This window comes from Phycisphaerales bacterium (genome assembly GCA_020852515.1).
Lineage (GTDB): Bacteria > Planctomycetota > Phycisphaerae > Phycisphaerales > UBA5793 > UBA5793.
This window is the reverse complement of record JADZAS010000002.1, coordinates 300,135-312,460: the sequence shown is the minus strand read 5'-3', so window position 1 is coordinate 312,460 and position 12,326 is coordinate 300,135. Positions and strand designations below refer to the sequence as shown.

The following is a 12,326-nucleotide window of genomic DNA, read 5'->3' as shown; positions in this document are numbered from 1 at the left end:
ACCGGCTCAGGCCGGTTGCGCCCCTTTTTTACGTCGCTCCCGATGCGGCGGCGGATCTCATAAGCCCGGCTGAATGAGGCGGACGTTGGTGTACCCGGCGCGCAGGCAGGCGTTGAGCGCCTCAATGGCGTGCTCCCAGCGCGTGCCGGCCGTGGGCACGATGTGAATCGGATTGTCAGGCATGAACAGTCCGGTCAGGTTGCCCGGCCGCACCTGGTGATCGATGAGGCGGCGGTAGAGCGATTCGAAAGTCGGCGTTGCCTCAAGACCGGGCAGATCAATCCGAATGCTGCAATCGCTCGCGCCGGGGCCGATCGTGGCGATGCGAACGCTCAGCGGCCGGTCGGGCAGTTCGAACGGATCATCGAAGCCGGCCTGCCGGCTCTGCGGCACGTCGATGAGAAACACCTCTTCGCCGAGCGTGAAATTGGCAGTGAGCAGGAAATACATGAACAGCAGGAAGACGACGTCGATCATCGAGACGAGATTCAGCCGCAGGTCCGACTCGACGCGGTGGCGCCGCGAGAGCGGCCGGTGATAGCCGCCCAGCGCCTCAGACGCGCTTGCCAAAGCGCCCGTCTCGACCGATGCCGGACCAGTGCTGGCGGGACTGCTCACGGCTGCGACTCCTTCGAACCGGCGCCGTCGAGCGTGGCCGCCACCACGAGGTCCACGCGGCTGGCGCCGCTGGCCGAGGCGAGGCGCAGTATCGGGTAGACCTCGCCGTAGGCGGCCTGGCGGTCGGCCCGGATGTCCACCTTCAGATTCGGGTCCGCGGCCACTGCGGCGAGAAGTTCATCGCGCAGCGCTCGGCGGCCGGCGCTGTCGGCAGCCAGTGTGCGAAAGCCCAGCCTCATCGATGCCACGCGCGAACGCTCCGACGCGTGGGGAATCAGATTGATCACCATCCGGTGCTCTTCGGCCGGCGCGGCTGCGACCGATTCGTGCGGCTCGGGCAGATCGATCTCCTCGGCCACTTCCACGTTGCTGATCTGCGACGTCAGAATGAAAAACACGATCAACAGAAACGTCATGTCGATCATGGGCGTGAGGTTCATGCGAACCTTGGCGGCACCGGGTTGGATGGCGCGGGCGCGTGGCATTTTCGATCTCAGGCGCCTGGATTCGCCGAGCCGCCGGGCGTGCTCGGCCGGTTCAGTCGCGTCGGCGCCGCGGGAGACGCGGCAGGCGGCGCCGCCTGGCTCGGGCGGAACCGGTTCACCAGGTCCTGAGCCTCCAGCATGGCTTCGCTCGTGAGCGCATCGACATTGTTGCGGATCAGCGCGTAAACGGCGACGGATGGAATGGCGATGATCAACCCCCAGAAGGTCGTCACCAGCGCGGTGCCGATGCCCGCCGCGAGTTCGACGGGGCTTGGCCTCCCGCCTGCGGCGACGATGCTCTGAAAGGCGAGAATCATGCCGTACACCGTGCCGAAGAGGCCGATCATCGGGGCGACGTTGCCGATCACGTTGAGAATCTCAATCTGGCGCAGGCGTCGGGTGGTGTGCTCGTCGGCGGCCTGCTCGAGCGCGCGGATCATCGCGCCAAAGCCGTGCGATGATTCCTGCAGCGAGGCGCCCAGCACCTTGCCGAAGTAACTCACATCGGCCGAGAGCAGTCCGAGCAATTCGCGGTACTGCTGCGTCTGGATGAGTTGGCGTGAGCGCTGAGCGAGTCCGTCGGGCAGGATGTGGACGCGGCGGTTGATGACCCACATGTAGCCCATGAGACCGACGCTGAAGACCGACAGCGCCAGCAGAAACCAGATGATGGCCGTGCCGAAGATCGAGCCGCGCGACAGGAAGAACGCTGCGGCGAACGAGGTCTCCGTCGGCTGGGCGGCCGACTGGCCCTGGGCCAGCGCGGCAGTCGCACTAAGCAACAGGGAAATCGCCGCAGGAACGCACAGAAGGCGCCAATGGAGAGTTGGGGTGCCGTGGTCCGGAGGGAGGCTCTGCGACCGGAGGGCCACGCCGTCGCGAGGACGATCAGGCAAACTGATTCGATTGCTGCTCGCGCGTCCGCGTGGCCTGCGCTCCCAAAGCGTCACTTGACCACGGCACCCGATACATCGTTCCAGCAATTGTCTCATGGAGTCTCCTGGGTGCTCGGGTTCTTTCGCTCCCCGGCGCAAAGCCTTCGGGTCGCGGTTGAGCCGTGAGTCATCGTCGTCCGAACTGCCTTTCCAGGTCGCGCAGCGTCATGCGGATGGTCGTCGGCCGTCCGTGCGGGCAACTGCCGCCGCGCTCGATGGCTTCGCGGCGTCTGAGCAGTTCGAGCAGTTCGGCTTCGCTGAGCCGGTCGCCGGCTTTCACGGCGGCCTTGCAACTCATCATGTCGAGCACCTCGTGCAGAGCCGCTTCATCCTCGGGCGAGAAGCCGTCTTCAGCCGCGCGGTCGAACAGTTCCGTCAGAAACACGACGGGATCGACGCGCCGCTCAAACAGAAAACTCGGAAAAGCGTGCACCGCGATCGAGCGCGGCCCGATCGGCTCGGCCTGCACGCCGATCTTCTCCAGCAGCCCCGCCAGGGTGTCGAGCAGGTCCATCTGCTCGGCGCGGACCTCGACCACCGCCGGCATGAGCAGGCGCTGCGACTCAAGGCTCCCCACGAGCACGCGGGATTTGAGTTCCTCGAACATGACGCGCTCGTGCAGCGCGTGCTGGTCGATGATGCTCAGCCCTTCGGCGTCTTCGACGACGATGTAACTCGAATGCACCTGCAGGATGCGCACGGCGGTGTGCGACGCCGAGCCGTTGGACGCCGGCGCTCCGGCGAAGATGTCCGGCTCATCGACGCCGTCTTCCTTGAGGGCCTCGCGGATCTCCTGGTAGGCGACGCCGCGCTGCACCGGGTCGAGTTGCTTGAAATGTTCGACGAAGGCGCGCGCGGCGCTGGGTTGCGTCGAGACGATCGGCGCTTCGCTGCCCGGCCAGGTGAACGACGGGCGCGCGGGCGCGACGCTCGCATCCGGCGTGAGGTCTGCCAGCAGCAGCCGCTGCCGCACCGCCGTGAGCACCAGACCGTGGATCGACTGGGTCTCGCGGAAGCGGACCTCGGCCTTTGTCGGATGCACGTTGACATCGACCAGCGCCGGATCCATCTCGATGTAGAGCACCGCCAGGGGCAGGCGCGTCGGATCGAGCAGGCCGCGGTAGCCCTCCTTGAGCGCGTGCGCGATCGTCTTGTCACGCACGAAGCGTCCATTAATGAAGAAGTGCTGAAAGCGCGCGCTGCTCCGCGCGACCGAAGGCGTGCCGACAAAGCCCCAGACCGTGATCGGCCGCTCGACGGCTGCGCTGTCGAGGCTCACTTCGAGCAGTTCGTTTTCAAGTTCCCGGCCGAGCACTTCGATGATGCGCTGGCGCGGCGACTGCTGGGGCGGGAGGTCGAGCACGGTGCGGCCGTCGTGCACGAGCACGAAACCCAGGGCGGGGTGGCTCATGGCCAGGCGACCGACGAGATCGGAGATGTGGCCGAACTCGGTCTGCACCGTACGCAGAAACTTGCGACGCGCCGGCGTGTTGAAGAAGAGATTGCGAACAACGATGGTCGTGCCTGGCGGGCAGCCGCAGGGAGCAGGGGGGGCGAGAGAAGCGCCTTCGCCATCGAGCCGGGCGCCGCTGGGCTGGCCCGCAGCGCGGCTGATGATGGAAAACCGGCTCACCGAAGTGATGGCGGCGAGTGCCTCGCCGCGAAAGCCCATGGTCGCGATGGCGTGCAGGTCTTCGGCGCGCGTGAGTTTACTTGTCGCGTGGGGCGCCACGGCCAGGGGAAGTTGGGACGCGTGGATCCCGTAGCCGTCATCGACGATCTCGATTCGCTCGATGCCGCCCTGCTCGAGTTCGATGCGGATGCGGTGCGCGCCGGCGTCGATGGAGTTCTCGACGAGTTCCTTGACCACGGACGCGGGGCGCTCGACGACCTCTCCGGCCGCGATCTGGTTCACCAGCAGTGGATCAAGTGAGCGAATCTCGGGCATCCGGCGGCATTGTATCGAAGTGGCCCGAGCGGGTCGCGAGCGGTCGGCGGTTGACTCGGCTCGGATCGCGTGCTGGAGTTGCCCGATGTCTCTGACCGCTTCGCCGAAACTCGAATCCGTGGCCGACCAGGCCGGCCGCGCGTTCATTTCGCGCTTCGGCCGCTCGCCGCGCTGGGTGGTCGCGGCGCCAGGGCGGCTCAATCTCATCGGCGAGCACACCGACTACAACGGCGGCCACGTGCTGCCCATGGCGATCGAGCGCTGGTGCACCATCGCCGCAGACTCTTCGGATGCCGGTCGCTCCACCATCTTCAGCCTGGCGCAGGATGAGGCGCTGCACCTGGACTTCACCCGGCCGATCGAACCGGCCGGTGGCGGCTGGTCGAACTATGTGCGCGGCACCGCGCGGCAGTTCCAGGATCTCGGCGTCGCGCTGCCCAACATCGCTGCGATCATTGCCAGCACCGTGCCCGTCGGCTCCGGGCTCAGCAGCAGCGCGGCGTTGTGCGTGTCGCTGGCGACGCTGCTTGAGCAGGTGAGCGGCCAGAACCTGGAGCCGCGCGACAAGGCGCTGCTGTGCCAGCGGGTCGAGCATGAGTTTGCAGGCGTGCCATGCGGCATCATGGATCAGAGCGCCTCGATCATGGCCCGCGCCGATCACGCCCTGCACCTGGACTGCCGCAGCGGCGCCATCGAGCATGTGCCTATGCCGCCGCGCGATCGAGCCGTCATGCTCGTCATCGACACGGGCGTGCATCATGACCTGGCGACGAACGAGTACGGCCAGCGCCGGCGGCAGTGCGAGCAGGCCGTGACCGCCATCGCCCGGCTCACCGGGCGGCCGATCAACTCGCTCCGCGATGTCGATGCGCCCATGCTCGCATCGTGCGCGGCGCGCCTCGATCCGCTGATTCGCCGGCGAGCGCAGCACGTGATTACAGAGAACGAGCGCGTGCTCAAGGCCGTGGCCGCGCTGCGGGCCGGGCAACTGGACGCGTTCGGCGAACTCATGTTCGAATCGCACGATTCATTGCGAGATGAGTACGAAGTGTCTTGCGCCGAACTCGACTGCGTCGTGGCGGCCGCCCGCCAACTCGGCGCAGCCGGCGGCGTCATGGGCGCGCGAATGACGGGCGGCGGATTCGGCGGCTGCGCCATCGTGCTGTGCGCTCCTCAAAGCGCGGAACAGGTCGCCCGATCCATCGGCGATTCGTTCAACGCCCGGTTTGCGCGCCTTCCGGCCATCTTCGCCACGGCTGCGGCCGACGGCGCCGCGGCCGTGCACCTGCGCGGCAACTAGCGCGATGGATCGCCCGCGTCGCCGCTCGCCGCCACGCTCGACGCATCGAAGAGCAGCACGACCTTGTGGTCGAGGTTGTCGTCGTAGCCCCACAGCGCCAGCGTTCGACCATCGCCGAGCACCTGCACGCCGCGCGTGCGCGGCGGCGCTCCAGCCAGGCCAGCGAGCACGCGGTTGCTCTCCGGGTCGATGATCCACACCGTCGTCGCGCTGTCGAGCATGGTGACGATCAGCCGCGGCGCATGCCCCGGCCAGGCAGTGAGCAGGGCGGCTGAAGCTGGCAGCGCGATGCGCCGCTCGATACGCTCGGTCTGCAGGTTCCACGCTTCAAGGCTGTCCATGTTGCTCGCCCAAATGCGATTGCCAAATCCGTTGCGCGCCAGCCGCGGCCCGAGCACGTACGCGGCGGTGTCGAAGTGGCGCATGCGCACGGGCTGGCCGCCGGCGATGTACCACTCGGAGAGCGTCGTCTGCCCCGTCGCCGGCAGATCGCCGGCGAGAATGAAGCGATCAAAGTCGCCGGAATGCACCGCGCGCAGCGATGCGAGTCTCTGGTCCGCGAAGTCCTCCAGTTGCCAGATCATCTCGCCGGAGAGGGCGTCGATGAGCATGCCGGCACACGGCGAGGTGGATTGATCGCCGCCGCCAAGCGCCCGGGCCAGCACGAGAAGCCTGGCGCCGTCGCGGTCGGCCAGAACCTCGATCACGCTGAGCAGGCGGTGGCGAGCGAGCAGGCGCGGCAGGTCGATGTTCGCTTCGATGCGCCAGTCCGGCGCGCGGCGCGTCTCGATCCGTCCCCCCCGCCAGACCGTGAGTCGGTCGCCATCGTCAGACAGGAACAGCGCGTTGATGTGATCAGCTTCCGGATGTTGCCCCGTGGCGATGGTGTGAGCCGAGCCGCTCGCGAGGTCGATCTCGACGAGGCGCGAGAGCACCCGGCTGTGCTGGATGAGCCAGGGGTATTTCGAATTCGCTTCGGCGACCTCATCCATCCGCCTCGACCACCATGCGGGCCAGTGCTGCGGCCAGATGAGGCGGGGCACGCGCCGGAAAGCGAGCGCGTACCCGAAGATCACCGCCAGCAGCAAGAGAGCCGTCACCATGGCGCGCGGCCAGCGGCGGCGGCCGCGCATTCGGCCGCGGCCGCTCACATCCGAGCCGCACTCCGGGCACACGAACCCTGCGAGGTTGGTCAGTTCATAGTTGCACCGGCGGCAGTACGCGCTGCCGGGCGACTGCGGCCGCCGCCAGATCCTTCGCAGCAGCACGAGCAGCACGACGGCCAGCACAGCCGCAACCACTTCGATCCAGACCGCCGCCGCCACCGAGAAGAGATTGATCGCCACATACTCCGTCGCCGCGTACGCCACATGGCGCTGGCCATCGACGATGACCTGGTCTGGGAATTCATTCGCAGGCAGCGCGCACGTGGTCGTCGGTTCGATGACCTGCTCAGGCGCAGCGCTCGAGAGGTCGATCGTGTGGGGGGGATCGTCCTGACGCCCGGTCGCCGCATGCAGGTTGCTCGCCGCGAAGCAGCCGAGGAGCAGACCCATTGAAAGCGCGCGGGAGAACGTGCGGCGGCTGCGGGGCGTTGATCGCATCTTCGTGCTCATATGGCGCCGAGCGGTCCCGGTTTCAGGCGAGGCTCAGTCGGCGGGCGGCTTCTTGCCGTTGCGCCTCGGCCGCCGATTGTGGTGCTTGTCCACGCCCACACGCGTGCCTTCGGCGGACTTTTCGCCCGCCGAGCCGGGGAACTGGGGCAGCCCCGCCGAGGTGACCGCTTCGCCGGCGATGTGCGCCTGGACGATCTCGACGGCTTCCTCGGCCGTGTCGGTCACCTTGAACAGATCGATGTCTTCCGGGCTGATGGTCTGGAACTTCTCGCCCAGTGTGTTGCGCATCCACTCGACGAGATCGCTCCAGAATTCGCGGCCCACGCAGACGATCGGAAACGGCTCGATCTTGAACGTCTGAATGAGCGTGAGGGCCTCGAAGAATTCGTCGAACGTGCCGTAGCCGCCCGGAAAGATGATGAAGCCCTTGGCGTACTTGACGAACATGACCTTGCGGCAGAAGAAGTAGTTGAACGTGAGTTCGTGCGTCTGGTAGCGGTTCGGGTCCTGCTCCATGGGCAGGGTGATGTTGAGCCCGACGCTGATGCCGCCGGCGTCGCAGGCGCCCTTGTTGGCGGCTTCCATGATGCCCGGCCCGCCGCCGGTGATGACCGCCGTGCCGGCTTGGGCCAGGAGTCGCCCACACTTTTCCGCTTCCTGGTACCACGGGTCGCTCGGCGGGGTCCGGGCCGAGCCGAAGATCGACACAGCCGGGCCGATGCTGGCCAGGGTCTCGAAGCCCTCGACGAATTCCCCGACGATGCGCAGCACGCGCCACGCCTCGTAGCCGAAACTGCTGTGGTGCCTGATCTCTTCAACGGTCATGGAGTGGGCGGCCTTTCAAATTCGGGCGGCAGAAAACGGCGGTCTCGATCGTACGCGGTCGGACGATGCCGGGTCGGCGCGTCGGCCGCGACACGGGCTTTTCACTGACCGCCATGTCTCTTGACCGTTCCGCTGCCGTCAGTACCATGCCCGTGTGGTCACCGGGGAAGAGCCGAGTCCGCGAAGACTTCAGGAACCGCACGTGCACGGGCCAACTCTCGAAACATATTCCGGCGCGATGCGCTGGCTTTTTGACCATGTCGATCTGGAACGCACCCACCGCATCGCCAAGCCGGACGAGGCGTTTCGCCTCGACCGCACGCGAGCGATTCTCAAACAGCTCGGCGACCCGCAGGATCACCTGCGCACCGTGCACATCGCCGGCACCAAGGGCAAGGGCTCGACGGTGGCCATGCTCGCCGCGGCCCTTGGAGGCTGCGGCTGGACGGTCGGCCAGTACACCTCGCCTCACCTCATCGACGTGCGCGAACGGATTCGCGTGGACCGGCGCGACATCTCCGAGAGCCAGTTGCGCCAGGCGCTGGCAGAGGTGGCCCGGGCGGCCGAGGCGGCCAACGTCGAGCAGCTTCACTTCTTCGAGATTCTCACCGCAGCCGGGCTCTACCACTTCGCCCAGCAGGCGGTCGATCTGGCGATCATGGAAGTCGGCCTCGGCGGACGGCTGGACGCGACCAACGTCATTACACCCGAGGTCTGCGCCGTCACGCAGATCAGTTACGACCACACCGAGATCCTCGGCGACACGCTCGATCTGATCGCGCGCGAGAAGGCCGGCATTTTCAAGGCCGGAGTGCCGGCGGTCAGTACGCCTCAGGATCCCGAAGCCGAGGCCGCCCTGCGCGAAGTGGCGGGGAGCGTTGGCGCGCCGATTCGATTTCTTGAGAAGGACATCGAGTTTACCAGCCGCTTTGAGACCGCCGCGAAAGCCGGGCCGGGATGCCGCATCTGCCTCGAAACGCCGCGCACCGTCTTCGACCACGTTCCCGTGCCGCTCAAAGGAGAGCACCAGGCGCTGAACTGCGGCCTGGCGCTGGCGGTGATCGACTGCCTGCGCGAGCGCGGCGACGCCCTGGCCGAGGAAGCGATCGTGGAGGGACTGGCGCACACCACGCTCGCCGGCCGTTTTGAGCAGGTCTGCAACCATCCGCGCATCATCATCGACGGGGCGCACAACCCGCTGTCGATCGCCGCCCTGTTGCGCACCCTTCCGGCCCACGTTCGCTACGACTCGCTCGTCGTGGTCTTCGGCTGCGGGCGCGACAAGGACGCGGACAGCATGCTCAAGGCCGTCGCGATGGGCGCCGACAAGATCATCTTCACGCGGACCCGGCTCAATCCGAAGGCACGCGATCCGGAATTCCTGGCCCAGCGATTCGCCGAACTCTCGGGCAAGATGTCGCAGACGGCCGCATCGCTTTCCGAGGCGCTCGACCTGGCCAAGCGGGCGGTGAATCGCGAAGATCTCATCTGCATCACCGGCTCGTTCTACCTCGCCGGCGAGGCGCGCAAGATGTTCGTTTCGCCTCCGGACGGCGCGTGAGGGACGGGATTTGGCGGCTCGGCGCATCCTGTCGGACTACCCTTGCCGTTGTGTTTTTGGAACGGCAATGACCGGCCCGGGCCAATGGCGGCCAACGGGCCGGGAGACCCGCCTCGATGACCACCGACACTCCATCTCGAGCCGCCGGCGAATCAACCGGCCATCGCTACGACGCCGCCGCCGCCGGCGCCATCGAAACCAAGTGGCAGCAGCGCTGGGAGCAGCGGCGGTCGTTCGTCACGCCCAATCCCGGCGAGGCCGGGTTTGAGAAGTTCGCCGGCAGGCCCAAGCAGTACATTCTCGATATGTTTCCCTATCCCAGCGGCGTCGGGCTGCACGTGGGTCACCCGCTGGGCTACATCGCCACCGACATCTACGCCCGCTTCCTGCGCGCCAAGGGCCACCACGTCCTGCACGCCATGGGCTACGACGCCTTCGGCCTGCCCGCCGAGCAGTTCGCCGTCGAGCATGGCGTGCATCCGCGCCTCACGACCGAGCGCAACATCGCGACGATGCGCGCGCAGCTCAAGCGCCTCGGCCTGGCTCATGATCCCATGCGTTCCGTCTCCACGACCGATGTGTCGTTTTACCGCTGGACCCAGTGGATTTTTCTGCAGATCTACAACTCGTGGTACGACGCGGAGGCGACCAATCCGGCCGGAACCCGCGGCCGCGCGCGGCCGATTGATGAACTCATCGCCGAGTTCGAATCCGGCCGGCGCGCCGTTCCAGTGGGCGAGGGCGGCTCGTGGCAGACGCTGAGCGAAAGCGCCCGGCGGAGCATTATCGACGCACACCGCCTGGCCTATCTCGCCCAAGTGCCCGTGAACTGGTGCCCGGCGCTGGGCACGGTGCTCGCCAACGAAGAGGTGACGGCCGACGGTCGAAGCGAGCGCGGCAACCACCCGGTCTACAAGCGGCCGATGAAGCAGTGGATGATGCGCATCACCGCCTACGCCGAGCGCCTCCTCGAAGACCTCGAGCCGCTCGCCTGGCCCGAATCGACGAAGCTGATGCAGCGCAACTGGATCGGCCGCAGCGAAGGCGCGTTTATTGACTTTGACGCATCAAGGCATCAAGGCATCGAGGCATCGAGCAGCGGCGCTGCGCACACGATCCGCGTCTTCAGCACGCGGCCGGACACGCTTTTCGGCGCGACCTACATGGTGCTGGCGCCGGAGCATCCGCTGGTCGATGCGTTGACGGCGGATGCGTGGCCGGCGGAGACGCGCGAGGCGTGGAAAGGCGCGCCGCCCGCGGCTGCGCCGCGCGACGCCGTCAACGCGTATCGCCGGTTTGCCCAGAGCAAGTCGGAGTTGCAGCGCCAGGCGGAGGCGAAGGAGAAGACCGGCGTCTTCATCGGCTCGCATGCCATCAATCCCGCCACAGGCAAGCCGATTCCCATCTTCATCGCCGACTACGTGCTCATGGGCTACGGCACCGGCGCCATTATGGCCGTGCCGGCGCAGGATGAACGCGACTGGGAATTTGCCAAGGCATTCGATCTGCCCATCGTCCGCACCGTGCGCCCGCCCGAGGGATTCGGCGACGACGCATTCACGGGCGACGGCCCGGCGATGAACAGCGCCTTTCTCGACGGTCTGCACGTTGGCGAAGCGAAGCAGAAGATGATCGCGTGGCTCGAAGAGAGCGGCCATGGCGAGGGCACGACGAATTACAAGCTCCGCGACTGGCTCTTCTCGCGTCAGCGCTACTGGGGCGAGCCGTTCCCGATCGTCTACGACCGCGATGGTCAACCCATCGCGCTGCCCGAGAGTGCTCTGCCCGTCGAACTGCCGCCGCTGGATGACTTCACCCCGGCCGCGAGCGATGATCCCAACGCCCCGCCGCAGCCGCCGCTGGGCCGCGCCGGGACATGGATCGACGTCGAGATTGATGGCAAGCAGTACCGGCGCGAACTCAACACCATGCCGCAGTGGGCCGGGTCGTGCTGGTATTACCTGCGTTACCTCGATCCGAATGACGATCGGCACTTCGTTGATCCGGACATCGAGCGCTACTGGATGCTCAGCCCGCGCGGCGGCGGGGTGTGCGGCGCGACGCACTTCAATCCCGCGATTCATCACATCGGCGGCGTCGATCTCTACGTGGGCGGCGTCGAGCACGCCGTGCTCCACCTGCTCTACGCGCGGTTCTGGCACAAGGTGCTTTTCGATCTCGGCCATGTGAGCACGCCCGAGCCCTTCGGCCGCCTGTTCAATCAGGGTTACATTCAGGCGTACGCCTACACCGACGAGCGCGGCGTCTACGTGCCGGCCGAAACGGTGGAAGAGCGCGATGGGAAGTACTTCTACAACGGCAAGGAAGTGAATCGCTCGTACGGCAAGATGGGAAAGAGCCTCAAGAACGCGCTCACGCCCGATGACATCTTCGCCGAGTATGGCTGCGACACGCTGCGGCTCTACGAGATGTACATGGGCCCGCTCGAACAGAGCAAGCCGTGGAACACGCGCGACATCATCGGCTCGCACCGCTTCCTGCAGCGCGTGTGGCGGAACTTTATCGACGCCGATTCGGGCGCACTCAAGGTGACCGAAGCGCCGCCGGTCGACGACATCCGCCGCGCACTGCACAAGACCATCGCCAAGGTGGATGAAGACATGCGCCACCTGCGGTTCAACACCGCCATCGCCGCGCTCATTGAGTTTAACAACGCGCTCGTGCCGCTGGACGTACTGCCGCGCGAAGTCGCCGAGGCGCTGATCAAGATGCTCGCGCCATTCGTGCCGCACCTCGCATCGGAGCTGTGGGAGCGGATGGGCCGCGAGAGCGATGTGATGTACGAGCCGTTCCCTGTCGCTGACGCGAAGTGGATGGTCGACGAGGAAATCGAGATCCCCGTGCAGATCATGGGCAAACTGCGTGCGACGGTTCTGGTGCCGACGGGTGCGGATGAGGCGGCCGCCAGGGCCGCGGCGCTGGCCAACGAGCGCATCGCGGAACTGCTGGCGGGCAAGACGATCCGCAAGGTCATCTACGTGCCTGATCGCCTGCTCAATTTCGTTGCGAACTGAATC

Annotated in this window: 9 protein-coding genes; 3 read left to right on the top strand and 6 right to left on the bottom strand. The window is 66.6% G+C overall.

Annotated elements, in window-relative coordinates; all coding sequences use genetic code 11:
• Positions 1-57 precede the first annotated feature (57 nt).
• The 4 genes from IT430_01455 to mutL all read right to left on the bottom strand — a co-directional run bounded on the left by IT430_01455 (position 58) and on the right by mutL (position 3,986).
• A complete protein-coding gene (locus IT430_01455; GenBank protein MCC6906583.1) occupies positions 58-618 on the bottom strand; it encodes a biopolymer transporter ExbD in 561 nt (186 codons plus the stop codon).
• Positions 615-1,058, bottom strand: a complete 444-nt coding sequence (locus IT430_01450; protein ID MCC6906582.1) for a biopolymer transporter ExbD — start codon at positions 1,056-1,058, stop codon at positions 615-617. The genes IT430_01455 and IT430_01450 overlap by 4 nt, the downstream gene beginning before the upstream one ends.
• A gap of 53 nt (positions 1,059-1,111) precedes the next feature.
• Complete coding sequence (locus IT430_01445; protein MCC6906581.1) at positions 1,112-1,885, bottom strand: MotA/TolQ/ExbB proton channel family protein; 774 nt, start codon at positions 1,883-1,885, stop codon at positions 1,112-1,114.
• A 280-nt stretch (positions 1,886-2,165) separates the two neighbouring features.
• Entirely contained in the window at positions 2,166-3,986 is a 1,821-nt protein-coding gene (gene mutL / locus IT430_01440) for a DNA mismatch repair endonuclease MutL (GenBank protein ID MCC6906580.1), read from the bottom strand.
• 85 nt (positions 3,987-4,071) lie between these two features.
• Between mutL and galK the strand changes: the two genes are divergently transcribed.
• Positions 4,072-5,286 (top strand): galactokinase, encoded by a 1,215-nt coding sequence (gene galK, locus IT430_01435; GenBank protein MCC6906579.1) that lies wholly within the window; start codon positions 4,072-4,074, stop codon positions 5,284-5,286.
• Here the strand turns inward: galK and IT430_01430 are convergent.
• Together IT430_01430 and IT430_01425 are read right to left on the bottom strand one after the other, a co-directional pair.
• The gene (locus IT430_01430; protein ID MCC6906578.1) at positions 5,283-6,890 is read right to left on the bottom strand and encodes a hypothetical protein; all 1,608 of its coding nucleotides are present in this window, start codon (positions 6,888-6,890) and stop codon (positions 5,283-5,285) included. The genes galK and IT430_01430 overlap by 4 nt on opposite strands.
• Positions 6,891-6,935: 45 nt before the next feature.
• Positions 6,936-7,727: a TIGR00730 family Rossman fold protein gene (locus tag IT430_01425; protein ID MCC6906577.1), complete on the bottom strand. Its 792-nt coding sequence runs from the start codon at positions 7,725-7,727 to the stop codon at positions 6,936-6,938.
• Between the two features lie 202 nt (positions 7,728-7,929).
• Here IT430_01425 and IT430_01420 point away from each other — a divergent pair, with 202 nt between their 5' ends.
• Both IT430_01420 and IT430_01415 read left to right on the top strand, forming a co-directional pair.
• Positions 7,930-9,288 carry a bifunctional folylpolyglutamate synthase/dihydrofolate synthase gene (locus IT430_01420; protein MCC6906576.1) on the top strand — a complete coding sequence of 453 codons (1,359 nt, stop codon included), beginning with the start codon at positions 7,930-7,932 and terminating at the stop codon, positions 9,286-9,288.
• 116 nt (positions 9,289-9,404) lie between these two features.
• Entirely contained in the window at positions 9,405-12,323 is a 2,919-nt protein-coding gene (locus tag IT430_01415; GenBank protein ID MCC6906575.1) for a leucine--tRNA ligase, read from the top strand.
• Positions 12,324-12,326 lie beyond the last annotated feature (3 nt).